Raw genomic sequence first — 22,808 nt, 5'->3', positions numbered from 1 at the left:
GACCGTCCGACACCACGTCAAGGAGGCGTCACCACACCGTGATTGTCCGTTCGTTCAAGGAACTCGAAGGCACCGACCGGCACATCAAGTCCGCGTCCGGCACCTGGGAGAGCAAGCGCATCGTCCTCGCGAAGGAGCGGGTCGGCTTCTCGGTCCACGAGACCGTCCTCTACGCGGGGACCGAGACGTCGATGTGGTACGCGAACCACATCGAGGCCGTCGTCTGTGTCGAGGGCGAGGCCGAACTCACCGACAACGAGACCGGGCAGACGTACACGATCACGCCCGGGACCATGTACCTCCTCGACGGACACGAGCGGCACACGATGCGGATCAAGGAGGACTTCCGCTGCATCTGTGTCTTCAACCCGCCCGTCACCGGACGGGAGGACCACGACGAGAACGGCGTATACCCGCTGCTGACCGAACCCGAGGAGGTGTGACGAGCATGACCACCGTCACCGACATCACCGACCTGTACCCCAGCCGCGGCACCACCGAGGTGTCCGTCCCGCGCAAGGACCCCGTCGTCTGGGGCTCCCCCGACACCCCGGGACCGATCCCGACGGCCGACCTCCAGTCCTTCGAGCGCGACGGCTTCCTCGCCATGCCCGAACTCCTGCGGGACGACGAAGTCGACGTCTACCGGCGGGAGTTGGAACGCCTGGTAGTCGACCCCGCGATCCGGGCCGACGAGCGGTCAATCGTCGAGCCGAAGTCGAAGGAGATCCGGTCCGTCTTCGAGGTGCACCGGATCAGCGAGGTGTTCGCACGGCTGGTGCGGGACGAGCGGGTCGCAGGTCGGGCGCGGCAGATCCTCGGTTCGGACGTGTACGTCCACCAGTCCCGGATCAACGTGAAGCCGGGCTTCGGCGCGAGCGGCTTCTACTGGCACTCGGACTTCGAGACCTGGCACGCCGAGGACGGTCTGCCGAACATGCGCACCGTGTCCGTGTCGATCGCGCTCACCGAGAACCACGACACCAACGGCGGCCTCATGATCATGCCGGGTTCGCACCGCACGTTCCTCGGCTGCGCGGGCGCGACGCCCGAGGACAACTACCGCCAGTCGCTCCAGATGCAGGACGCGGGCACCCCCTCCGACGAGGCGCTGACCGACATGGCCTCCCGGTACGGCATCAAGCTGTTCACGGGCAGGGCGGGTTCGGCCACCTGGTTCGACTGCAACTGCATGCACGGCTCCGGCGACAACATCACCCCGTTCCCGCGCAGCAACGTCTTCATCGTCTTCAACAGTGTGGAGAACAAGGCGGTGGAGCCCTTCGCGGCCCCGATCCGCCGCCCCGAGTTCATCGGCGCCAGGGACTTCACTCCGGTGCGGTGACCCGGCCGCCCCCCGTGCCCCGCCCCGCGCGTCAGCCGGCGAGGACGTCCAGGAGGCGGTCGACGTCCTCGGGGGTGTTGTAGAGGTGGAACGCGGCGCGCAGGTTCCCGGCGCGGTCGGAGACCTCGACTCCGGCCGCGCTCAACTCGCCCTGCCAGTGGCCGAGTCCGGGGACGGAGACGATCGGGGAGCCGGGGGACGGGATCGGCTCGTGGCCGAGGACGTCGAGGCCCGCGCGGAAGCGGTCGGCCAGGTCGAGGTCGTGGGTGCGTACGGCGGCCACACCCAGCTCCTCCAGCAGCGCGAGGGAGTGGCGGGCGCCGGCGTAGGAGAAGAGGGCCGGGCTCTCGTCGAACCGGCGGGCGGAGTGGGCCAGTTCGGCGACCGGGCCGTAGCAGCTGTCCCACGGGGCCTCGCCCGCGACCCAGCCGGCGAAGACCGGGTTGAGGCCGCCGAGGTCCTCCGGAGTGACCAGGAAGGCGACCCCGCGCGGGCAGAAGAGCCACTTGAAGCCGACGGCGGCGACATAGTCGTAGGCGTCCGCGTCGAGGTCCAGCCAGCCGACGGCCTGGGAGGCGTCGACGTACGTACGCGCCCCGTGTTCGTGTGCCGCCGCCCGGAGCGCGGGCAGGTCGGCGATCCGGCCGTCGGCCGACTGCGCGGCGCTGACCGCGACGAGCGCGGTGCCGGGGCGCACCGACTCGGCGATGCGCTCCAGCGGGACGGCCCGCACCTTGAGGTCGGCGCGCATGTGGAAGGGGTTGACCACCGAGCTGAAGTCGGCCTCGGCGGTGAGGACTTCGGCGCCGGGCGGGAGCGAGGAGGCGATCAGTCCGCTGTAGACCGCCACCGAGGCTCCCGCCGCCACCCGGCCGACCGGCACCCGCGACAGACGGGCGAAGGCGGCGCGGGAGGCCTCGACGTCGCCGAACATGTCGGTCGGGGTGCCGACCGAGGCCGCCTCGACGGCGGTGTGCATGGCGGTGACGGTGCGCCTCGGAAGGAGCCCGGTGCTCGCCGTGTTGAGGTAGGTGTTCTTCGGGGCGAACTCGGCGCGGACGAGGCTCTCGAAGGTCTCCATGGCTCCACTCTGCGGTGCCGTGTGCCCCTCGTCCATTGCGCGTTTTTGCGTGAATCCTCTAAGCGATGCTTATGCGTCGCCCCTGACCTGCGACTTTCAGGCCTGCGGCACCGCGCACCCGTCGGGACCGCAGGCATCCGCGTCACCGTTGTCGATCAGCTTGAGCGGTGCGTGCTCGCCCCACGCCTGGGCCAGTGCCTGGGCGAAGACCTCGGCGGGCTGTGCGCCCGAGACGCCGTACTTGCGGTCGAGGACGAAGAAGGGCACGCCGTTCGCGCCCAGTTCGGCGGCCTCGCGCTCGTCGGCGCGGACGTCGTCGGCGTACGCGGTGGGGTCGGCCAGCACCTTGCGGGCGGCTTCCGCGTCGAGGCCGACGCCCGCGGCCAGTTCGACGAGGCGCTCGTCGTCGCCGAAGACGGACCGCTCCTCGGCGAAGTTCGCCTTGTACAGCGCCTGGATCAGCTCGTCCTGGCGGCCCTGCTCCTTGGCGAAGTGGAGCAGGCGGTGCATGTCGAAGGTGTTGCCGTGGTCGCGGTCGTGGGTGCGGTAGTCCAGGCCCTCGGCCGCGGCCTGCGCGCCGAGGTTGTCCTCGCCCGCCTGCGCCTGCGCCTCGCTCATGCCGTACTTCTTGGTGAGCATCTTCAGCACGGGCTGGATGTCGCCCTTGGCGCGGCCCGGGTCGAGTTCGAAGGACCGGTGGACGACCTCGACACCGTCACGGTGCGGGAAGGCGTCGAGGGCCTTCTCGAAGCGGGCCTTTCCGACATAGCACCAGGGGCACGCTATGTCGGACCAAATTTCGACGCGCATCTTCTTCGGCTCTCCAGGACGGGTGCGGTTGACGGAGACTCCCTCCGTTTCCCCCGTGAACGTTCCGCCCGCCCACTTCATTCCCCGGCGACGGCCAGGTTCATCCCCAGATGGTGATCGCCGTCGGCCGGATCGGCGACCCAGCCCTGACGGACGTAGAAGGCCTGTGCCCGTCCGTTGGCGACATGCACGTCGAGTACGGCGGTCCGCCGGGCGTCGGCCCGCCACTGCTCGACGCAGGCCGCGTGCAGGGCGGTGCCGAGGCCGGCGCGCCAGCGGTCGGGGTCGACGTGGAGCTGGAAGAGCTTGACCGTGTCCGCGGGGCCGCCGTCCGGGGTACGGAAGGAGGCGACGGCGACGACACGGCCGTCCTCGACCGCGCACAGCACATGGGCGTCGGGGCGTTCGATGGAGCCCAGCCAGGCGGCCCGCCAGTCGGAGTCGGACGGCGGGAGACCGTCGGGATAGTAGGTCGAGCGGGCGCGGAAGTGCAGGTCGGCGATGGCCTCGGCGTCGACGGGCAGGGCCGTACGGATCATCAGGGTGTCGGTGGCGTGATCACTCGTCATGCGACCGATGACGTGACCTCCGCCGCTCCGGCTCCCAGGCGGCTGAACTGCGTCCGGTAGGCGCTCGGTGTCAGCCCGGTGCGGCGGACCAGGTGGCCGCGCAGCGAGTCCGCCGTGCCCAGGCCGCAGGCGCGGGCCACCTGGTCCATGGGGAGGGTGGTGGTCTCCAGGAGCTCCTTGGCGCGCTCGACGCGTTGGTGGAGCAGCCACTGCAGAGGGCTCACCCCGCTCTCCACGTGGAAGCGGCGGGTGAGGGTGCGGACGCTCACGCCCGCGTGCCGGGCCAGGTCGGTGAGGGTGAGCGGCTTGTCGAGGTTGCGCATGGCCCAGCCCCGGGTGTCGGCGCAGGCGGTGCCGCGTTCGGGCGGCAGCGGGGTCTGGGTGAACTGGGTCTGGCCGCCCGGCCTCACGGGTGCGACGAGGGCGAGCCTGGCGACCTCGTTGGCGACGGCGGCGCCGTAGTCGGTGCGGATGATGTGGAGGCAGAGGTCGATGCCGGCGGCGTAACCGGAGGAGGTGAGGACCTGCCCGTCCTGGACGTAGAGGACGTCGCCCCTGAGGTCGAGGGCGGGATAGCGCTCGCGCAGCTCGTCCGCCATTCCCCAGTACGTGGTGGCACTGCGGCCGTCGAGCAGCCCGGCCTCGGCGAGCAGGAAGGCGCCACTGCAGATGGAGGCGACGCGTTTGCCCGCGGCGGCGGCCTCGCGGACGGCGGCGACCGCGACCGGGTCGGGTTCGTACCGCCGGCCGGTGCCCGCGAGCACCACGGTGTCGGCGGTGCGCAGGACGTCGAGGCCCCGGCCAACCTGGAGGTCCAGACCGCCGGTCGTCACCACCGGGCCGCCGTCCGAACTGCAGATCGTCACCTCGTAGCCGGGGGCGCCGTCGACCTCGACCTTGGCGAAGAGCATCTCCGGGATGGCCAGGTTGAACATGGAGACGGGGGACGGCGCGACGATCGCGACGCGGTGCGGGGGCCGTTTCCTCGGCATGGCCAGAACCTCCGGTTGTATGGCGTTCCGGCCACTACTCTATGCCGTCGTGGTTCCGCAGCATGGGTACATGCCAACCACCACCACTCGACTCAAGCCCCGCACCGGCGCTTTGACCCCGCCCTCCCCCGCTCTCACCCTCACCGCCGCTCTCCTCGGCTTCGCGCTGATCACCCTCGACGCGTCCGTGGTGAACGTGGCGCTGCCGTCGATCGGACAGGCGCTCGGCGGCGGGATGTCGGGCCTGCAGTGGGTGGTGGACGCCTACACCCTCTCCTTCGCCGCCCTGATGCTGACCACCGGCGCCTTCGCGGACCGGGCCGGGGCGAGCCGGGCGTACGCGATCGGCATCGCCGTGTTCACCGCCGCCTCGGCGGCCTGCGGCCTGGCCCCGAACCTGCCCACGCTGATCGCCGCCCGCGTGCTCCAGGGCGTGGCGGCCGCAATCGTCCTCCCGGCCTCCCTGTCCCTCGTCCGGCAGGCCTACCCCGAACCGGCCGAACGGGCCCGGGCGGTGGCCACCTGGGCAGCGGGCGGCGCGATCGCGGTGGCGCTCGGCCCGGTGGCCGGGGGTGCACTGACCACTGTCTGGAACTGGCGCGGCATCTTCTTCATCAATCTGCCGCTGGGCGCGGTGGCGCTGATACTGCTGGTCCGGTCACCTCGCTCGGAACGCCGCCCCGCGCCGCTCGACCTGCCGGGCCAGATGCTGGCGGTGGTGGCACTCACCGCCGTGACCTTCGCGGTGATCGAGGGCGGAACAACGGGAGTTGCGGCCTCGCTGGTCGCCCTCGTCGCGGGCGCCGCCTTCGTCCGGGTCGAACTCCGACAGACACATCCCGTGGTGCCGCTCGGCCTGTTCCGCAGCCGTACGGTGTCCGTGGCGGTCGCGGCGGGTGCGGCGTGCAGTGTCGCCTTCTACGGCGTGGTCTTCCTCTTCTCGCTCTTCTTCCAGCAGGTGCAGGGCCGTTCGGCGCTGTACGCCGGGCTGATGTTCCTGCCGATGGCCGCCCTGATCTCGGTGACGAACATCGTGTCGGGCAAGCTGGCGGGCCGCTACGGCGCCCGGCTGCCCATGCTGACAGGACAGTTGCTGGCCACGGCGGGCACCCTCGGCCTGTTCTTCGTCGACGAGCGCACGCCCCCGCTCCTGGTGGCCGTACTGCTCGTGCCGATGGCCGTCGGCTGCGCCCTGACGGTACCGCCGCTGACCATCGTGATGATGGACGCGGTACCGGCCGAGCGGGCGGGGCTGGCGGCCGGGGTGCTCAACTCGGCGCGGCAGGTGGCCGGTGGGCTGGGGATCGCCGTGTTCGGGGCACTGGTCTCGGGCGGGTTCACGGCGGGGCTGCGGGAGAGCCTCGCGATCAGCGCGGCCCTCTTCGCGGTGACGGCCCCACTCAGCTTCCGTCTCTCAGGTCGTCCGGCCAACTCGGCCTGAACTCAAGGTGGTCGTACGTCACGACACACCCCTCCCCCATCGGCGACTGCGTCATGAAGCCGACCAGGGCGGCGTCCGTCTCCTTCTCGTCGCCGAGGGTGAAGAGCCGGACGAAGGTCCAGCGCTTGCCGTCACGGGAGGCGTGGAAGGCGAAGGCCCGCCCGGTGCGACTGACCCGCAGCCACACCGAACTCCCTTCCACGGTGAAGGAGTTGGCGTCGTCGGAGTGCCCCCGGGTGACCACCGTGCAGACAGTGGGCACGTCCGGCGAGTACTCCAGGCACAACTTGGCCCAAGCCCGCTCCCCGACATGGACGTAGAGCACCCCGGCGTCGAACGACCCGGCGAACCCCACGGTCACCCGCGCGATCAGCTGAAAGTCCCCATGCGGCGCCCCGAGCAACCGGGGCGCGTCCGAGGCGGGGTCCAGCCCCTCCCCGGTGGGCGGCACGAACCTGTCCTGCCGGGGCCCGGCCCACCCGGTGAGCACCCCGTCCTCGTGGGACCAATGCCCGTCAGGACCATAAGTTCGGAGGGGGAAGGGCAGTTCGGGAAGTTCCAAGTCCATCCACCAACTATCTCAGGGCGGGCGATCGCCTTTCAGGGGCGCGGGGAACTGCGCGACCAGCCACAACGGACCGGCACTCCGCAATCAACCGCACCCCCAACGGCGCTACCGCTCCAAACGCCCGTCATAACGCCGCGGCAGCCCAAGGGGATTGTCGTCCCGCAGCTCCAACGGCAGCAACGCCTCAGGGGTGTTCTGGTAAGCGACCGGCCGCAGCCACCGCTCAATAGCCGTACCGCCGACGGAAGTCGACGTGGACGTGGTCGCCGGGTACGGCCCTCCGTGATGCTGGGCCGGCGCGACGGCGACCCCCGTGGGCCACGCGTTCACCAACACCCGCCCGGCGAGCGGCGTGAGTTCGGCCAGGATCTCGGCCCCGCGTCCCTCCCCGGCCGCTTCCTGCGCCGACAGATGAACCGTCGCCGTAAGGTTCCCCGGCAGCCGTGACAGCACGGCATTCGCCTGCGCGTCGTCGTCGTAGCGGGCCACCACGGTGACCGGCCCGAAGCACTCTTCGAGCAGCAGGTCGTACGCCCCTTCGGAGGCGAGCTTCTGCGCCGGTACCGTCAGGAACCCCGGGCTCACGGTGTGCTCGCTGCCCGCGCCGGGCGTCACCGGCGAGTCCACATCGGGGAGCCCGGCCCGCTCGGTGACCCCCGCGAGGAAGTTGTCCCGCATCCGGTGGTCCAGCAGTACCCCGGCGTCCGTGTCGCTGACGGCGTCGGTGAGGGACTTGACCAGCCCGTCCCCGGCGGAGCCGGACGGCACCAGGACCAGACCGGGCTTCACACAGAACTGGCCGACGCCGAGGGTCATCGACCCGGCGAGGCCCGTGCCGATCGCCTCGGCCCGCTCGGCCGCCGCCGCCTCGGTGATCACGACCGGGTTGAGGGAGCCCAGTTCGCCGTGGAAGGGGATCGGGACGGGACGGGACGCGGCCGCGTCGAAGAGGGCGCGGCCGCCGCGTACGGAACCGGTGAAGCCGGCCGCCGAGACCAGCGGGTGCTTGACCAGTTCGACGCCCGCCTCGAAGCCGTGCACCAGGCCGAGGACGCCGTCCGGGATGCCCTGCTCGGCGGCGGCCCGGCGCAGCACCTTGGCGACCAGCTCGGACAGGCCGGGGTGGTCGGGGTGGGCCTTGACGACGACCGGGCAGCCGGCGGCCAGCGCGCTCGCGGTGTCGCCGCCGGGGACGGAGAAGGCGAAGGGGAAGTTGGAGGCCGAGTAGACGGCGACGACGCCCAGCGGCACCTTGTAGCGGCGCAGGTCCGGGATCGGCGGGGTGGCCGTGTCGTCGGGGTGGTTGATGACGACGTCGAGGAAGGCGCCCTCGTCGACGATGTCCGCGAAGGCGCGCAACTGGTAGCAGGTGCGGGCGAGTTCGCCGTTGAGCCGGACCGGGCCGAGCGCGGTCTCCGCGTCGGCGACCTCGACCAGCTGGTTCTTGGCCGCTTCGAGCTGGTCGGCCGCGCCGCGCAGGAAGGCCGCGCGGACCGTGCGGTCGGCGAGGGAACCCCGGGCGGCGTGGGCGGCGCGGACGGCGGCGTCCACCTCCTGGGCTGTGGCCTCCACCGCAACCTGTTCCCGCTGCTTCCCGGTTCGGGGGTCGACACTCCAGACTGGTGCTGCTGCCACCGCGGGTCCCTCCACATGTAATGCCGCAGTTCTGGGTCATTCACCAGGCTCGTTCGATATGCTGAACGCTGTCTCTGATGATGAATATGCTCGTGGAGACGATAACTCAAGGTTCTCGTCGAACGAAGGGGTCAAGGGCGATGTCGGCAGGCGAGACAGGCGGCGGGGCACAGGTCAAGTCCGCGGTGCGGACGGTGGAGCTGCTCGAATACTTCGCGGGCCGGCCCGGTATGCACTCCCTCGCGGCGGTCCAGGAGGCCGTCGGTTACCCCAAGTCCAGCCTCTACATGCTGCTGCGCACACTGGTGGAGCTGGGCTGGGTGGAGACGGACGCCACGGGCACGCGCTACGGCATCGGCGTACGGGCGCTGCTGGTCGGCACGTCGTACATCGACGGCGACGAGGTGGTCGCGGCGGCCCGCCCCACCCTGGACCGGCTCTCCGACGACACCACGGAGACCATCCACCTCGCCCGCCTCGACGGCACGAACGTGGTCTATCTGGCCACCCGCCAGTCCCAGCACTATCTGCGGCCCTTCACCCGCGTCGGCCGCCGCCTCCCGGCGCACTCGACCTCGCTGGGCAAGGCGCTGCTGAGCACCTACTCGGACGAGCAGGTCCGCAAGATGCTCCCGGAGACACTGCCCGCGCTCACCGAGCACACGATCACCGACCGCGAGAAGCTCATCGAGGAACTGCACCAGGTTCGGGAGCAGGGCTTCGCCGTGGACCGCGAGGAGAACACGCTGGGCCTGCGCTGCTTCGGCGTCGCGATCCCCTACCGCACCCCGGCCCGCGACGCGATCAGCTGCTCGGTGCCGGTGGCGCGGCTGACGCCCGCGCACGAGCAGATGGTGAAGGACGCCCTGTTCGACGCCCGCGACCGGCTCACCCTCGCCACCCGGAGGCTCTGACGCATGGAGCTCCGCATGATGGAGGTACCCATGGAGGTCGCTCTCCGCCCGGTCCACGACAGCGACCTGCCGGTCTTCTTCCGGCAGATGAACGACCCCGAGTCGCTCCGGATGGCCGCCTTCGCACCCAAGGACCCGGCCGACCGGGACGCCTTCGACGCCCACTGGAAGCGCGTCCGGGCCTCGTCGGACGTGGTGCGCACGGTACTCGTCGACGGTGACGTGGTGGGCAGTGCCGCGCTCTACGGAGAGCCGGGCGAGCGCGAGGTGACGTACTGGATCGACCGCGCCTACTGGGGCAAGGGCATCGCGACGGCCGCGCTGCGCGACCTGCTGGCCGAGGTGCCCGAACGCCCGCTCTACGCGCGCGTGGCGGCCGACAACCCGGCGTCCCGGCGCGTGCTGGAGAAATGCGGGTTCGTGGTCGTCGCCCACGCCCGGGGGTTCGCGAACGCGCGCGGCGCGGAGATCGACGAGCTGGTGCTGACGCTGGGTTCATGAGCACTCGATGAGAAAAGCCGCGTAAGGGAACGACTCCGTTCCGCCCGCTCGTCCTCCATGCGGGATGAACAAGACGATCAGGCGCGCCTCCGTCTTCGCGCTGTTCCTGGTGCTCGCCCTCCTGGTGAGGGCGACCTGGGTGCAGTTCTACGACGGCCAGGCACTCGCGGACGACAAGGACAACCGGCGCAACGCGATCGCGACGTACGCGGACCCGCTCGGAAACATCATCGTGGCCGGGAACGCGATCACCGGCTCGGCGCGGACAGGGGACAGCAGCGACCTCGCGTACAAACGCACCTACACGGACGGCAAGCTGTACGCGGCGGTGACGGGCTACGCCTCGCAGAGCTACGCGCCGACGCAGCTGGAGGGGATCTACGCGAACCTCCTCGACGGCACGGACAGCGGCCTGAAGACCGTCATGGACACGGTCACCGGGGAGCGGGCGGCCCCGGGCAACGTGGTCACGACCATCGACCCGGATGTGCAGAAGGCCGCGTACGAAGCGCTGGGCGACAAGAAGGGTGCCGCGGTCGCGATCGATCCGACGACCGGCAAGATCCTCGCGGTCGTCTCGACGCCGTCCTACGACCCCTCGTCGCTGACCGACGCGAACACCGCCGCCGCTGCCTGGAAGCAGCTCAACGCCGACCCCGACAAGCCGCTGACCAATCGCGCGCTGCGCCAGCCGCTGCCGCCGGGCTCCACGTTCAAGCTGGTCGTGGCGGCAGCCGCCCTGGAGGACGGGCTCTACTCCTCGGTGGACGAGAAGACGACCAGCCCCTCGCCGTACACCCTGCCGGGCACGGTCACCCCACTGAAGAACGAGAGTTCCTCCGCGCCCTGCACCAACGCCTCGATCCGGGTCGCGCTCCAGTACTCGTGCAACACCGTGTTCGCCAAGATGGCCGTCGACCTGGGGCAGGACAAGGTCAAGGCGATGGCCGAGAAGTTCGGCTTCAACGACGACAAGCTGGACATCCCGGTGCGGGCGTACCCCAGCGTCTACCCGTCGAACATGAACCAGTCGTCCACGGCCCTGACCGGCATCGGCCAGTACGACGTGACCGCCACCCCGCTCCAGATGGCCATGGTGTCGGCCGCCATAGCCAACGACGGCAAGCTGGTCTCTCCGCACATGGTGTCGGAGACCACCGACAGCGGCGGCGATGTGGTCCACAACTACGACGACAGCACGACGACGAAGGAGATCGTCAGCTCGCACACCGCCCAGCAGCTCCAGTCGGCGATGCAGACGGTCGTCACCGACGGCACCGGTACGAACGCCCGGATCGCGGGCGTGACCGTGGGCGGCAAGACGGGCACTGCCCAGCACGGCGAGAACAACGACCAGTCCCCGTACGCCTGGTTCACGTCCTACGGCAAGTCCGACTCGACCGGCAAGGAGGTCGCGGTGGCGGTGGTGGTCGAGCAGTCGGACGCGGCGAGGTCCGAGATCAGCGGCAACGGCCTGGCGGCCCCGGTGGCCAAGGCGATGATGAAGGCGGCACTGAAGAGTTAGCGAGCGGCCCCGGCCGGGTGGCCGGGGCCGTCGTTCACTTGACGCCCAGGATCTGCTCCACCGGGTCAATCGCGAAGTACACCAGGAACAGCGCGGACACACCCCACAGCAGCCAGTTGACCTCCTTCGCCTTGCCCAGCACCGCCTTGATCACGACATAGGAGATGAACCCGGCGCCGATGCCGTCGGTGATCGAGTACGTGAACGGCATCACGGCGATGGTGAGGAACGCCGGGATGGCGATCTCGTACTTGTCCCAGTCGATGTGCTTGACGTGGGTCATCATCAGGAACCCGACGGCGATCAGCGCGGGCGCGGCGGCCTGCAGCGGGACGATCGTCAGCAGCGGGGTGAGGAACAGCGCGAGCCCGAAAAGACCGCCGGTGACCAGGTTCGAGAACCCGGTGCGCGACCCCTCACCGACCCCCGAAGCCGACTCGATGTAGGCGGTGTTGGAGGAAGCGGACCCGATGCCGCCGGCTACGGCCGCGGCGCCGTCGATGAACAGGACGCGACCGATGTTCGGCACCTGTCCGTCGTCGTCCAGGAGACCGGCCTCCGCACTGATACCCACGATCGTGCCCATGGCGTCGAAGAAGTCCGACAGGATCAGGGTGAAGATCAGCAGGATCACGGTGATCGCGCTGGTCTCGCCGAAGGCTCCGAACAGACTGAAGTGACCGATGAGCCCGAAGTCGGGCGGGGCCACGATCTTGTCCGGCACCTTGGGGGTCATCAGGCCCCAACTCTTGATGTCGGCGGCGGAGTTGATGATGATCGCGACGACGGTCATCGTGACGATGCTGATCAGGATCGCGCCCTTCACCTTGCGGGCGACCAGCGCGATGGTCAGCAGTACGCCGAGACAGAAGACCAGGACGGGCCAGCCGGTCAGCCGGCCGACGGCGCCGAGCTGTACGGGGACCGTGGTCTGCGCGGCGTCCGGTATACGACTGACGAAGCCCGCGTCGACGAAGCCGATGAACGCGATGAACAGGCCGATGCCGACACCGATGGCCTGCTTGAGCTGTTGCGGGATCGCGTTCATGATCGCCTCGCGCAGTCCGGTGAGGACCAGGACGCAGATCAGGACGCCCTCGATGACGACCAGGCCCATCGCGTCCGGCCAGCTCATCAGCGGCGCGAGCTGGAAGGCGACGACGGCGTTGAGGCCGAGGCCCGCGGCAATGGCGAGGGGCAGGTTGCCGCCGACGCCCATGACGACCGTCATCACGCAGGCCACCAGGGCGGTGGCGGTGACCAGTTGGCCGGTGTCGAGCGAGTGCCCGAACTTGTCCTTGGCGCTGCCCAGGATGATCGGGTTCAGAACGAGGATGTAGGCCATCGTGAAGAACGTGGCGAAGCCGCCGCGTATCTCACGGCCGAAGGTGGACCCCCGTTCGGAGATCTTGAAGTACCGGTCGACGCTGTTCGCCGCCGGTGGTTCGGCACTTGGCCGGTCAGCCACCTTCTGTGACTCTGACATGCGGGTACTCCTCGTTGCCTCAGTGATCGGTGCGCGGATGCTGGCTGGATTGTTCCCGCGTTGAACCTGTTTCAGGTTTTCCCCGTGTTACGGAATCAGGGTCGACGCGCCAGTCCGTGGTCGACCTGTCAGACGCCGTTCGAAGGCCTGTACCAATCCGGCCAGTTGATCACTGCTACGCTTCCGGATCTCGTCGGGGTCATCCCCGGATGATCACATGTCATCTACATGACACACACAACCACGCAGCGAGGAGAGGTCCGCCGTGGGCACAGTCGTCGACGACGCCGCCTCCGTGGAGTTCCACGCCTTCTTCGAACGCCACTACGCCGAACTGTCACGCCTCGCCCACCTGTTGACGGGCGAGGCGGACGCCGCCGACGATCTCGCGGCCGACGCGCTGCTCGCGCTCTGGCACCGCTGGGACCGGGTGCGCGCCGCCGACCATCCCGCGGCCTACGCCCGTGGCGTCGTCGCCAACCTGGCCCGCACCCGGATCCGCAGCGCGGTGCGCGAGCGGCGACGGGTCGCCCTGTTCTGGTCGCAGCGCGAGGAGAAGACCGAGAACCCGGACGTGGCCGGCGTGGTCGACGTCCAAGAAGCCCTGCGCAGACTGCCGTTCCGCAAGCGGGCCTGTGTGGTGCTGCGGCACGCCTTCGACCTGTCGGAGAAGGACACCGCGCTCGCCCTCGGTGTTTCCGTCGGTACGGTTAAGAGCCAGACGTCGAAGGGCATGGCCGAGTTGCAGCGTCTGCTCGGCCCCCAGAGCCCCCCGCTGCGAATGCACGCGGCGATGGCGCGCGGCGGCGAGACCGGAGGGAGGAACCGATGAGGCACCAGGACGTCCACGACGACGAGCTGAGCGCCCGGCTGCACGAGGCGGCCGAGGCCCACGAGCCCGACCGGGCGCGCATCCTGGCGCGGCTCGAACGCGGCATGGCCGCACAGTCGCGTCCCGACCACCGGGCCACCCGGCCGCCCGTGTTCGGCTGGGTGCGGGTCGTCAGCGCGACGGCGGCGGTCGCGAGCGTCCTCGCGATCGGCGGCTACGCGGTGGCGGCCGCGGTGAAGGGCAACTCCCCCGCCGAGCAGACGGTGTCCGTCTCGCCGACCCCGACACCCACGCCGTCCCCGGACGCGACGAGCCGTACGCCAGTCAAACCGGTTGCCCCGAAGCCGAGTTCGGGTTCCGGCAGCTCGCACAGCTCGTCCAGGGCCAGCACCTCCCCGACGACGTCCGCGCCCGCCTCGCCGTCCACGCCCGTGCTGCCGCCGGCCTCCGGTACCCAGGACGGCCCGCTGTGGTCGGACGGCTCGATCGACCCGGGCAGCAACGACTTCTGGGCGCAGAGCGACGTCACCCTGAAGACGACCAGGAAACTCACCTCACTCACCGTCCAGTTGAAGGTCAAGCAGACCGGCGGAGTCACCTCGACGGGCGCCTGGCGCTCACTGCCCGCGGACGACTTCACGCTGACGGTGGCCGAGCAGGACGGGTTCCTGGTCTACACCTGGGTGCTCAAGCAGGGCCGTACGGTCGCGGTCGGCGAGTGGGTCTTCGCCGGGCAGTACAACCATGAGCGCGGCGGCCGGGACGCCAAGGACGACAGCTACTCGGCGGCGGGCACGGCGGGCGGCCGGCAGCTGTCCGTGAAGGGCGACTTCGCGGCGCAGAAGTCGTAGCCGCCGGTCGCAGAAGAAATCCCGGACGGGCGGCAACCCTTTCTCCTCCGGTGGCGACCAGGAAGCGCAAGGTTCCTCTCGCACGGAGTCACACGGAGCAAGTCGCTTGAGCACGCACAAGAAGCACCTCACCCGCAGGCGGGTGCTCGGGGCCTCCGCGATCGGCGTCGCCGCCACCGGCGCGGCCGTCGCGGGCGGCACCGGTCTCCTCCCGTCCGCCTCCGCCGCCGCCTTCGGATACACCGACGACGGCTCCAACTATGTGATCACCACGGGCGCTTCGCTCGTGTTCAAGGTCTCCAAGTCGACGGGTGACCTCACGTCCCTCGCCTACAAGGGCAAGGAGTACGAGGGCTACGGCGGCAAGCACTCGCACGTCGAGTCCGGGCTCGGTGCCTCCGCGGTCACCATCAAGCAGTCGGGGTCGACGATCCTGGTGAAGGTCGTGCACGGGCCGATCACCCAGTGGTACGCGGCCCGCAGTGGCGAGAACAACGTCTACCTGTGGACGAACAAGGCCGACGCCTCCTTCACCGCGACCCGCTACATCGTGCGGCTGAAGCCGGGAGTGTTCCCCAACTCCGGTTCGGACGCGTGGGATTCGACCACGGACACGATCATCGAGGCGGGTGACGTCTGGAAGCACCCCGACGGCACGACCCGCTCCAAGCACTACTCGGGCAAGCGGACCATCGACTACGACCACGTCGGCCTCACCACCGGCTCGGTCGGCCTGTACCTGGTCCGCTCCAACCACGAGAAGGCGTCCGGCGGCCCCTTCTACCGCTCCCTGCTGCGCCACTCGAACGAGGGCGGCGCGGGCCTGTACGAGATCCTGCACTACAACGAGGCCCAGACGGAGCCCGAACGCTTCGGTCTGCAGGGCCCGTTCGTGGTGGCCTTCACGGACGGCGGCACACCTTCGTCCTCCCTCTTCGCAGCGAACCTCGACACGTCGTGGGTGGACTCGCTGGGCATCACGGGCTGGGTGGGCAAGGCGGGGCGCGGGAAGGTGGCGGGGGTCGGGCTGAAGGGTATGGACGCCAAGTACCCGTACACCGTGGGCTTTTCCAACGCCGAGGCGCAGTACTGGGCGAAGGCCGCGGCCGGCACCGGCGCCTTCTCCTGCAAGGGGATGCTGCCCGGGACGTACACGCTGACCGTCTTCAAGGGCGAACTCGCGGTGCACACAGGGTCGGTGGCGGTGACGGCGGGCGGTACGACGTCGCTGCACACCCTGAGCATCACGGGTGACCCGTCCACCGCGGCGGCGGTGTGGCGCCTGGGCAACTGGGACGGCACACCGGGGGAGTTCAAGAACGCCGGGCTGATGACGTACGCGCATCCCTCCGACGCCCGGGCGGCGAAGTGGACGGGGAACGTCACGATCGGGAGCGGAAGCGAGGCCGAGTCCTTCCCGGCATACATCTGGAAGGACGTCAACGACGGCATCCTGGTCTACTTCAAACTGACCGGGGCGCAGGCGGCGGCAGCTCACACACTGCGGGTCGGGGTAACGACGGCGTACATCAACGCCCGCCCCCAAGTCACCGTGAACGACTGGGTCTCCGCCATCCCCACGCCTCCCACGCAGCCCTCGACGCGCGATCTCACCACGGGTTCCTACCGCGGAAACAACCACACGTTCGTTTTCAACGTCCCTTCCAGTGCGTGGAGTTCGGACGCGACGAAGTACAACGTCCTGAAGATCAACGTGGTCAGTGGTTCGACCGGCTCGGCCTTCCTCAGCCCGGGTGCGTCGTTCGACTGCATCGACCTGCTGACCTGAGCCCCCCTCGGTCAGCAGAGCAACGCCCCCGCCGGTGACGACCGGCGGGGGCGTTGTCCATCCGGAGCGGGAGGTCTCAGACGTTCATGCGCCGTATGTGCAGGTGGCCGTCACGGGGAAAGGCAGGCGGCACCGCGGGCAGAACGCTGTCGAACTCGTACCGACCCTTCTCCGCGACCCGGCACGAGGCCAAGTTGTCCACCTGGTGCAGAAGTTCGAGCCGCTCCAGCCCGTCGGCGGCCAAGGTGTCGAAGGCCCAGTCGCTGACTGCGTCGAGCGCGCGGGGTGCTACTCCCCGCCCGCGAGCATGTGCGGCGGTCCAATAGCCCACTTCGGCGGCCGACTTGCCGGGGGTGACCTCCTTGAGAACCATGTTGCCCACCAACTGCTCCTGATCTGAACCGGATTGGGCCTCAAGAACGGCGAACGCGAACCGCTCCCACGCTGCCCAACCCCGCTCCTGCTCCCGCACCCACCGCGCCCCGTCAACCTCGTTGTCGACGATGGAAGTTATCCACTGGCGCAAGACGGGATCCCGGCCCGCCTCGACCAGCGCGGGAACGTCCGCGAGGCGCCAGGGCCGAAGAACGAGAGCGGGTGCGGTCGGCGTCGCGGCCACGTGAAGTACGACGGGAGCAGTCATGAACTGATTATGTGCGACGCCGATTTCACCCTGCCGCCACTCGCACCCGGTGTCTCGCATCTGCCCAGTCGTCACGGTGTCCGGACGCGCAGAGCCTGCACGGACCAGTCGAGCACCGGAGCCAGACTCTCCGGGGCGGGCCAACCGTTGACCACCGCGAGCAGTTGGAGATACCGCTCCCTGCGGGGGTCGTTCACGCGCTCCAGCCGAGCCGCCAGCCGGCGGCGGAGCTCGACGTCGTCGGGGCGGTCGACGAGGTGCGCGTAGTTCGCCGTGAAGGCCGCGACGACCGGATCGGCCTGAGGCGAGGCCGGTTCGACACCGGCGGCGAGGACAGGCCCGACCTGGTCACACACAGCTGCGGCAATATCGCGGCGCGGGCCCGCCGCCTCACTCCGAACCTGCTCGGCGGCCTGCTCCTCGGCCAACTGCCGCACGGAGGCGCGGAATTCAGGATCCAGGGACAGTTCGGCCAACTCCACCCACGCCTGAACCTGTTCCGCATCCGGGTTGTCGGGCAACTCGGGGGTCATCGAGCGCATGACCCCGGCGAAAGCGGGGGTGGCGGCGTCAAGGCCGCCGAAGACTGCGTCGAGAAACTCGCCGACGAGACGTCGGCGTTCGTCCTCGGAGAGTTGGGCCAGCCGGTGCATGAGTTCCGTCTCCTCAGGTGTCGACCCGCGCTCGGCCACCGCCGCCAGCACCGCATGCCGCAGACGCAGGACGCGAATCTGCACGGCCAGTGCTTCGGCGTGCGCCGCGGCGACCTCGGGCAGCGAGAGCTCCCGGTCCACGACCTTCCGGATCGTCGAGAGGTCAAGTCCCAACTCCCGCAGGGTCCTTACGAGGTCCAGGCGTGCGACGGCGTCGATGCCGTACAGGCGGTAGCCGGCCGGGGTACGGTCCGCCGGCGCCACGATCCCGCGATCGGAGTAGAACCGGATGGTCTTGACCGTGAGCCCGCTCCGCCGAGCCAGGTCGCCGATCGAGTAGAGGGTGTCGCCGTCCATGCCGCCCACCTTTGCGTCTCCCCTTGCTGGAGACTCAAGTGAACGGGGTGGGGGCGGTACTGATCCTGATGGGTGTGCGCGCGGACGGCGCTGTGGAACGCTGCCGACTCCTCGGGTTGAGCCGGGGCGTCTGCGTGCGCGGCCCGGAGGAAGGGCTGGTGCTGGTCCGGTCGATGTGGCGAGCAGAGGTGCGTCTGGCTCCGTGGGACCCACGGTTCGAGATGACCCACCGTCGTCTTCTGCCGGCGGAGGAGGTGTTCCGGTCCGTCACCGTCCCCGACGGCCTCGGCCCCTTCTATCGGCGGCTGTTCGCCGAAGCCGCCGTCTCCGGCCCCGACGTCCACGACGTCCACCACCTCTGGCCACCAGATCGCTCACGCTCCGGTCGACTCGCATCGACCGGAGCCTGAGTCAGGGGCGCCTCAGTCCATCGTCGCGCCGATCGCCGTAGACCCCGTCGTCAGGAACGTCGTCGCCGGCAGCGTGCCGCTCGCCGAACGCGCCCCGTACGCCGTCGTCGCGTCCATGGACTTGAAGGACGGGGTCGTGACGCCGCTGTCCCAGTTGTTGGCCGCGGAGACCGTGGCCGAACCGAGCTTGTCCAGGCCGCCCTTGTTGGCGACGGCGAGGTTGCGGGCGAGGCGGGACTTGCTCGTGGCGAAGAAGAAGCCCGCCGCCGTGTTGGAGTACGCGGTGTTGCGGTTGAGGACGATCGCGCCGGTGTTGGAGTTCTCGGTGAAGCCGTTGAGGCTGTTGTCCCAGGCCGCGTTGTCGTTGACGACGTGGGCGACCGCGACGCCTCCGCCGCCGAGCTTGAAGCCGTTGCCGTTGCCCTCGAAGGCGGAGTCGTTCCAGCGGTTCTTGCCGTTGCCGAAGGCCCAGGAGTGCTCGATGGTGACCGGCGAGGAGAACTGCCACAGGTCTAGGCCGTCGTCGGAGTTGTTGTAGAGGCGGGCGCCGGTGACCTTGTTCCCGGTGCCGGAGCCGAACTTGATGGCGATGCCGTCGGCGTTCTGGCCGTGCCCGGCGGCGTCGTAGTTGCCGTAACTGTCCAGGTTCTGCACGAGGTTGTTCGTCGTGCCGTCGCCGCGCAGGGTGAAACCCGAGTCACCGTTGTTCGCCGTGACCAGGTTCTTGAAGATGCCGCCGACCGACGAGGTGGCTACGAAGCCCTGGGCCGGGGAGTTCTGGAAGATCAGGTTCTGGACCGTCCAGTAGTCGCCGTAGATACCGGCCAGCCACTGGCCCGCGGGCAGCTTGGAGCCGTCGATCTTCACCTTCTCCGTGCCGTAGGCCTTCAGCGTGATCCGGGCCGAACGGGTGCCGTTCGCCGTGGACTTGAGGGTCGCGGCCGGGGTGTAGGTGCCCGCCCTGACCTGGATGACCGTCCCCGCCGTGGCGTTGGCGACGGCCGACTCCAGCTGGGCGGTGGTGGATACGGTGACCGTCGACGAAGAGGCTTGCGCGCCACCGCTGTTGAGGCCGAGGTAGACGCCGCCCGCCCCTGCGGCGAGGGCCACCGCGGCGGCGATCGAGAGGGTGCGGGTCCTGCGGTGGCGTCCGGTGCTCGTACGCACGGCGTTGGTTCCTTTCCTGGATGACGAGGACGAAACGGGCCGAAGGGGCCGCCCCGGCCCGTTTCTGGTTCCTGGTCGCCGCCGTGACCGGAAAGGTTGCCCCGGTCCACGGGAAGAGGACCGAAACTTTCGATCCGCCCGGCCCCACCCGCACCGATTGACGCACCGCACCCCGCTGGTGACACTCCGAAGGCACAACCATTCAACAGAATCCCCCACACCCCCACAGGATGTGCCATGCGTCCCCGCACCGCCCGCACCCTCCTGCTCCCCCTCCTGGCCCTCCTTCTCAGCCTGCTCGCCGCCCCGCCCAGTACCGCGCACTCAGGAGCACCGCCCGTGACCCACCCCAAGTACGCCGGCTATCTCTTCGCCTACTTCACCGGCGAGGGCACCGCCGACGGCGAGCAGATCCGCTACGCCCTCAGCCGCGGCAACGACCCGTTGCACTGGCGGGAGTTGAACCAGGGCAAGCCGGTCCTGACGTCGACGATCGGCGAGAAGGGGCTGCGCGATCCGTTCGTGATCCGCTCCCCCAAGGGCGACAAGTTCTACCTCATCGCCACCGACCTGCGGATGTACCGGAACAGCAGCGGCAGTTGGGACTACGTCCAGCGGCACGGCAGCAAGTCCGTGATGATCTGGGAGTCGACCGACCTGGTCCACTGGACCGACCAGCGGCTGGTGAAGGTGGCCCCGGACAACGCGGGCAACACCTGGGCGCCGGAGGCCTATTGGGACGACTCGCTCGGTGAGTACGTCGTCTTCTGGGCGTCGAAGCTGTACGCCGACGACGACCCCGACCACACCGGCTCGACGTACAACCGCATGATGTACGCGACGACGAGGGACTTCCGCACCTTCAGCGATCCGAAGGTCTGGGACGACCCCGGCTACTCGGTCATCGACTCGACCGTCGTGAAGTACAAGGACACTTACTACCGCTACACCAAGGACGAGCGCGACCCGTCCTCCAGCTCCCCCTGCTCGAAGTTCATCACCGGCGAGAAGTCGACCTCACTGACCTCCACGTCGTACGACTTCGTCTCCGAGTGCATCGGCAGCGGTGCGATCGAGCGGGGCGAAGGGCCGACGGTGTTCAAGTCCAACACCGAGAAGAAGTGGTACCTGTTCGTCGACGAGTACGGGCTGCGCGGCTACGTCCCCTTCGAGACCACCGACCTCGACTCCGGCCGGTGGACCCCGTCCACGGACTACCAGCTGCCGGCAAGTCCCCGGCACGGCACGGTACTTCCGGTGACGCAGGCCGAGTACGACCGGCTGCTGGCCGCGTATCCGGCGACCCCGGCATCGGTCGTGGACGCGACGGCGCACGGGCAGAAGGGGTACGCGATCGTCACGGAGGCCTCGTCGAAGGTCGTGCTGCCCATGCAACCCGCCGCGGATCTACGGCACTTGGCGCCGTCGCTGGCGATCGGCCAGGGTGCCACGGTGAGTCCGCCGTCCGGTACGCGACGGGACTTCCGCAAGCCGCAGACGTACACGGTGACGGCGGCGGACGGGAGAAGCCGCACCTGGACGGTGGATGCGGTGCCGACCCGAAGTCCCGTGCTGCCGGGGCTGACCGCAGACCCGGACGTGCACTATCTCGACGGCCAGTACTGGATCTACCCGACGAGCGACGGCTACGCGAACTGGGGCGGGACGAGCTTCAAGGCGTACTCCTCAAGGGACTTGGTCCACTGGCAGGACCATGGAGTCGTCTTCGACCTGGGCCCCGACGTCTCCTGGGCCGACAAGAACGCGTGGGCGCCGGCGATCGCGGAGCGCGACGGGAAGTACTACTTCTACTTCTGCGCTGAGCAGCAGATCGGGGTCGCGGTGGCGGACTCGCCTGCCGGCCCGTTCAAGGACGCGCTCGGCAAACCCCTTGTGGCGAAGGGGGGTTCGCTGAGTGGCCAGATGATCGACCCGGCCGTCTTCTCGGACGACGACGGGCAGTCGTATCTCTACTGGGGCAACGGGCACGCGTACGTCGTGCCGCTGAACGCCGACATGACCTCGTACGACGCGACGAAGGTGAAGGACATCACGACGGGCGACTTCCGTGAGGGGTCCTTCGTGGTGAAGCGCAAGGGCACGTACTACTTCATGTGGTCCGAGGACGACACCCGCAGCGAGAACTACCACGTGGCGTACGCGACGGGACCGTCCCCGCTCGGTCCGTGGACCAAGCGGGGCACGATCCTGTCGAAGAACCCCGAGTACGGGATCCTGGGCACCGGCCACCACTCCGTGGTGAACGTCCCGGGGACCGACGACTGGTACATCGTCTACCACCGGTTCGCCCTGAACGGGCCAGGAAAGCCTGGTGGGGACGGCACCCACCGGGAGACCACGATCGACCGCCTGCGGTTCGCGGCGGACGGAACGATTCAGCCGGTGGTGCCCACCCTCGGGTCAGTCGGTCCGGTACGGATCAGCTGACGAAGTACGTCGGGTTCGGGATCTTGTACGTCTTGTCGGCGTAGCCTCCGTCGAGGTCCGAGTACTGGTCGCCGAAGTTGGCGATGATGTCGTACCCGAGGTCCTCGATGTGCTTCCGGGTGCCGGACTTGTACTGCACGGTGGTGCAGGTCCAGGTGCCCGGCGTGGCGCAAGCGCTCAGGTAGGACGGCGGGTTGTCCGCGTCCTTCAGGAACATGTGGTCGGCGTCGAGGTTGACGTCGGCGCCGACCTTCTTCAGGTTGTCGACCGCGTAGGTGCGCTGCGACTCCTTCAGACCCGAGTTGTAGAAGACCGTGACGCCCTTGGACGCGGCGTACTTGACCAGCTCGGGGGTGCCGAAGACCTCCGGGCGGTTGGCCTGGGCGACGTACGCGGCCCAAGTGGCCGAGCTGTAGCCGTAGTTGTTCTTCTTCTCGTAATCCAGGCTGAGCAGCAGCGTGTCGTCGATGTCGAAGACGACCGCCGGCTTGGCACCCTTGTGGTGCTTGTGGACGGCCTCGTCGATGTACTTCTTGGCGGACGCGTCGATGCGCGCCAGGTCCTTGGCGTAGGGGCTGGTCGCCGAGGCCTGGTACACGCCGTTGCTGTCGAGCGTGGTGCCGTAGTAGGTGTCGATGTCCTTCGTCAACAGCCCGATGTTGTAGGGCTCGTGGGTCGAGTTGGCCGTCGACTGGCCGGCGGTGGCGACGCCCGTGCCGTACAGGGCGGCACCGGCGACGACACAGGCGGCGCCGACGGCGGCCGCTCTGAGGGACTTCCGCATGGGATCT

General features: G+C 69.2%; 22 protein-coding genes. 11 read left to right on the top strand and 11 right to left on the bottom strand.

The window, feature by feature from the left end; translation table 11 throughout:
• Window positions 1–38: 38 nt before the first annotated feature.
• Window positions 39–443 carry an ectoine synthase gene (locus AB0I51_RS25685; protein WP_362978870.1) on the top strand — a complete coding sequence of 135 codons (405 nt, stop codon included), beginning with the start codon at window positions 39–41 and terminating at the stop codon, window positions 441–443.
• Between the two features lie 5 nt (window positions 444–448).
• A complete protein-coding gene (thpD, locus tag AB0I51_RS25680) occupies window positions 449–1,345 on the top strand; it encodes an ectoine hydroxylase (RefSeq protein WP_362978868.1) in 897 nt (298 codons plus the stop codon).
• Window positions 1,346–1,376: 31 nt separating this feature from the next.
• On the opposite strand, the gene AB0I51_RS25675 is transcribed toward thpD, so the two are convergent.
• From AB0I51_RS25675 to AB0I51_RS25660, 4 genes are all read right to left on the bottom strand, one after another.
• Window positions 1,377–2,426, bottom strand: coding sequence for an aminotransferase class V-fold PLP-dependent enzyme (locus AB0I51_RS25675; RefSeq protein ID WP_362978866.1), 1,050 nt, complete (start codon window positions 2,424–2,426; stop codon window positions 1,377–1,379).
• 96 nt (window positions 2,427–2,522) lie between these two features.
• Window positions 2,523–3,236 carry a DsbA family oxidoreductase gene (locus AB0I51_RS25670; protein ID WP_362978864.1) on the bottom strand — a complete coding sequence of 238 codons (714 nt, stop codon included), beginning with the start codon at window positions 3,234–3,236 and terminating at the stop codon, window positions 2,523–2,525.
• A gap of 77 nt (window positions 3,237–3,313) precedes the next feature.
• Window positions 3,314–3,805, bottom strand: coding sequence for a GNAT family N-acetyltransferase (locus tag AB0I51_RS25665; protein ID WP_362978862.1), 492 nt, complete (start codon window positions 3,803–3,805; stop codon window positions 3,314–3,316).
• Window positions 3,802–4,797: a DJ-1/PfpI family protein gene (locus tag AB0I51_RS25660; RefSeq protein WP_362978860.1), complete on the bottom strand. Its 996-nt coding sequence runs from the start codon at window positions 4,795–4,797 to the stop codon at window positions 3,802–3,804. The genes AB0I51_RS25665 and AB0I51_RS25660 overlap by 4 nt, the downstream gene beginning before the upstream one ends.
• 70 nt (window positions 4,798–4,867) lie before the next feature.
• On the opposite strand from AB0I51_RS25660, the gene AB0I51_RS25655 reads away from it, so the two are divergent.
• Complete coding sequence (locus AB0I51_RS25655; protein WP_362978858.1) at window positions 4,868–6,238, top strand: MFS transporter; 1,371 nt, start codon at window positions 4,868–4,870, stop codon at window positions 6,236–6,238.
• Here the strand turns inward: AB0I51_RS25655 and AB0I51_RS25650 are convergent.
• Both AB0I51_RS25650 and AB0I51_RS25645 read right to left on the bottom strand, forming a co-directional pair.
• Entirely contained in the window at window positions 6,198–6,806 is a 609-nt protein-coding gene (locus AB0I51_RS25650; protein ID WP_362978856.1) for a DUF1349 domain-containing protein, read from the bottom strand. The two genes, AB0I51_RS25655 and AB0I51_RS25650, sit on opposite strands and share 41 nt — an antisense overlap.
• Window positions 6,807–6,911: 105 nt before the next feature.
• Window positions 6,912–8,441: an aldehyde dehydrogenase (NADP(+)) gene (locus tag AB0I51_RS25645; protein WP_362978854.1), complete on the bottom strand. Its 1,530-nt coding sequence runs from the start codon at window positions 8,439–8,441 to the stop codon at window positions 6,912–6,914.
• A 140-nt stretch (window positions 8,442–8,581) separates the two neighbouring features.
• Between AB0I51_RS25645 and AB0I51_RS25640 the strand changes: the two genes are divergently transcribed.
• The 3 genes from AB0I51_RS25640 (at window position 8,582) to AB0I51_RS25630 (ending at window position 11,381) form a co-directional block, all read left to right on the top strand.
• Window positions 8,582–9,355, top strand: a complete 774-nt coding sequence (locus AB0I51_RS25640; protein WP_019067473.1) for an IclR family transcriptional regulator — start codon at window positions 8,582–8,584, stop codon at window positions 9,353–9,355.
• A gap of 30 nt (window positions 9,356–9,385) precedes the next feature.
• Window positions 9,386–9,856 carry a GNAT family N-acetyltransferase gene (locus tag AB0I51_RS25635; protein ID WP_362979034.1) on the top strand — a complete coding sequence of 157 codons (471 nt, stop codon included), beginning with the start codon at window positions 9,386–9,388 and terminating at the stop codon, window positions 9,854–9,856.
• A gap of 64 nt (window positions 9,857–9,920) precedes the next feature.
• Complete coding sequence (locus AB0I51_RS25630; RefSeq protein ID WP_362978851.1) at window positions 9,921–11,381, top strand: penicillin-binding transpeptidase domain-containing protein; 1,461 nt, start codon at window positions 9,921–9,923, stop codon at window positions 11,379–11,381.
• A gap of 34 nt (window positions 11,382–11,415) precedes the next feature.
• Here AB0I51_RS25630 and AB0I51_RS25625 read toward each other — a convergent pair whose 3' ends face one another.
• Window positions 11,416–12,867 carry an NCS2 family permease gene (locus AB0I51_RS25625; RefSeq protein WP_362978849.1) on the bottom strand — a complete coding sequence of 484 codons (1,452 nt, stop codon included), beginning with the start codon at window positions 12,865–12,867 and terminating at the stop codon, window positions 11,416–11,418.
• A 265-nt stretch (window positions 12,868–13,132) separates the two neighbouring features.
• Here AB0I51_RS25625 and AB0I51_RS25620 point away from each other — a divergent pair, with 265 nt between their 5' ends.
• From AB0I51_RS25620 to AB0I51_RS25610, 3 genes are all read left to right on the top strand, one after another.
• On the top strand, window positions 13,133–13,699 hold the full coding sequence (locus AB0I51_RS25620; RefSeq protein WP_362978848.1) for a SigE family RNA polymerase sigma factor: 567 nt from the start codon (window positions 13,133–13,135) through the stop codon (window positions 13,697–13,699).
• On the top strand, window positions 13,696–14,550 hold the full coding sequence (locus tag AB0I51_RS25615) for a hypothetical protein (RefSeq protein WP_362978846.1): 855 nt from the start codon (window positions 13,696–13,698) through the stop codon (window positions 14,548–14,550). Before AB0I51_RS25620 ends, AB0I51_RS25615 begins: the two co-directional genes overlap by 4 nt.
• 106 nt (window positions 14,551–14,656) lie before the next feature.
• A complete protein-coding gene (locus tag AB0I51_RS25610) occupies window positions 14,657–16,339 on the top strand; it encodes a rhamnogalacturonan lyase B N-terminal domain-containing protein (RefSeq protein WP_362978844.1) in 1,683 nt (560 codons plus the stop codon).
• 76 nt (window positions 16,340–16,415) lie between these two features.
• Here AB0I51_RS25610 and AB0I51_RS25605 read toward each other — a convergent pair whose 3' ends face one another.
• A complete protein-coding gene (locus tag AB0I51_RS25605; protein ID WP_362978842.1) occupies window positions 16,416–16,982 on the bottom strand; it encodes a GNAT family N-acetyltransferase in 567 nt (188 codons plus the stop codon).
• A 71-nt stretch (window positions 16,983–17,053) separates the two neighbouring features.
• The gene (locus AB0I51_RS25600; protein ID WP_362978840.1) at window positions 17,054–17,992 is read right to left on the bottom strand and encodes a MerR family transcriptional regulator; all 939 of its coding nucleotides are present in this window, start codon (window positions 17,990–17,992) and stop codon (window positions 17,054–17,056) included.
• Between the two features lie 23 nt (window positions 17,993–18,015).
• Here AB0I51_RS25600 and AB0I51_RS25595 point away from each other — a divergent pair, with 23 nt between their 5' ends.
• The gene (locus AB0I51_RS25595; protein WP_362978838.1) at window positions 18,016–18,402 is read left to right on the top strand and encodes a hypothetical protein; all 387 of its coding nucleotides are present in this window, start codon (window positions 18,016–18,018) and stop codon (window positions 18,400–18,402) included.
• A gap of 12 nt (window positions 18,403–18,414) precedes the next feature.
• Here AB0I51_RS25595 and AB0I51_RS25590 read toward each other — a convergent pair whose 3' ends face one another.
• Window positions 18,415–19,569 (bottom strand): right-handed parallel beta-helix repeat-containing protein, encoded by a 1,155-nt coding sequence (locus AB0I51_RS25590; protein WP_362978836.1) that lies wholly within the window; start codon window positions 19,567–19,569, stop codon window positions 18,415–18,417.
• A 237-nt stretch (window positions 19,570–19,806) separates the two neighbouring features.
• Here AB0I51_RS25590 and AB0I51_RS25585 point away from each other — a divergent pair, with 237 nt between their 5' ends.
• Window positions 19,807–22,017, top strand: coding sequence for a family 43 glycosylhydrolase (locus AB0I51_RS25585; protein WP_362978834.1), 2,211 nt, complete (start codon window positions 19,807–19,809; stop codon window positions 22,015–22,017).
• Here the strand turns inward: AB0I51_RS25585 and AB0I51_RS25580 are convergent.
• Window positions 22,010–22,801, bottom strand: a complete 792-nt coding sequence (locus AB0I51_RS25580) for an HAD family acid phosphatase (RefSeq protein ID WP_362978832.1) — start codon at window positions 22,799–22,801, stop codon at window positions 22,010–22,012. The genes AB0I51_RS25585 and AB0I51_RS25580 overlap by 8 nt on opposite strands.
• Between the last annotated feature and the right edge of the window lie 7 nt (window positions 22,802–22,808).

The sequence above is a fragment of the Streptomyces sp. NPDC050549 genome, assembly GCF_040655035.1.
Taxonomy (GTDB): domain Bacteria; phylum Actinomycetota; class Actinomycetes; order Streptomycetales; family Streptomycetaceae; genus Streptomyces.
This window is presented reverse-complemented; position numbering and strand designations above follow the sequence as displayed.

Coding starts and splice junctions, on each gene's coding strand:
- AB0I51_RS25670 (WP_362978864.1), bottom strand. CDS start 3,236: ATGCGCGTCGAAATTTGGTCCGACATAGCGTGCCCCTGGTGCTATGTC.
- AB0I51_RS25640 (WP_019067473.1), top strand. CDS start 8,582: ATGTCGGCAGGCGAGACAGGCGGCGGGGCACAGGTCAAGTCCGCGGTG.
- AB0I51_RS25675 (WP_362978866.1), bottom strand. CDS start 2,426: ATGGAGACCTTCGAGAGCCTCGTCCGCGCCGAGTTCGCCCCGAAGAAC.
- AB0I51_RS25665 (WP_362978862.1), bottom strand. CDS start 3,805: ATGACGAGTGATCACGCCACCGACACCCTGATGATCCGTACGGCCCTG.
- AB0I51_RS25600 (WP_362978840.1), bottom strand. CDS start 17,992: ATGGACGGCGACACCCTCTACTCGATCGGCGACCTGGCTCGGCGGAGC.
- thpD (WP_362978868.1), top strand. CDS start 449: ATGACCACCGTCACCGACATCACCGACCTGTACCCCAGCCGCGGCACC.
- AB0I51_RS25615 (WP_362978846.1), top strand. CDS start 13,696: ATGAGGCACCAGGACGTCCACGACGACGAGCTGAGCGCCCGGCTGCAC.
- AB0I51_RS25630 (WP_362978851.1), top strand. CDS start 9,921: ATGAACAAGACGATCAGGCGCGCCTCCGTCTTCGCGCTGTTCCTGGTG.
- AB0I51_RS25605 (WP_362978842.1), bottom strand. CDS start 16,982: ATGACTGCTCCCGTCGTACTTCACGTGGCCGCGACGCCGACCGCACCC.
- AB0I51_RS25625 (WP_362978849.1), bottom strand. CDS start 12,867: ATGTCAGAGTCACAGAAGGTGGCTGACCGGCCAAGTGCCGAACCACCG.
- AB0I51_RS25650 (WP_362978856.1), bottom strand. CDS start 6,806: ATGGACTTGGAACTTCCCGAACTGCCCTTCCCCCTCCGAACTTATGGT.
- AB0I51_RS25655 (WP_362978858.1), top strand. CDS start 4,868: ATGCCAACCACCACCACTCGACTCAAGCCCCGCACCGGCGCTTTGACC.
- AB0I51_RS25635 (WP_362979034.1), top strand. CDS start 9,386: ATGGAGGTCGCTCTCCGCCCGGTCCACGACAGCGACCTGCCGGTCTTC.
- AB0I51_RS25660 (WP_362978860.1), bottom strand. CDS start 4,797: ATGCCGAGGAAACGGCCCCCGCACCGCGTCGCGATCGTCGCGCCGTCC.
- AB0I51_RS25580 (WP_362978832.1), bottom strand. CDS start 22,801: ATGCGGAAGTCCCTCAGAGCGGCCGCCGTCGGCGCCGCCTGTGTCGTC.
- AB0I51_RS25585 (WP_362978834.1), top strand. CDS start 19,807: ATGCGTCCCCGCACCGCCCGCACCCTCCTGCTCCCCCTCCTGGCCCTC.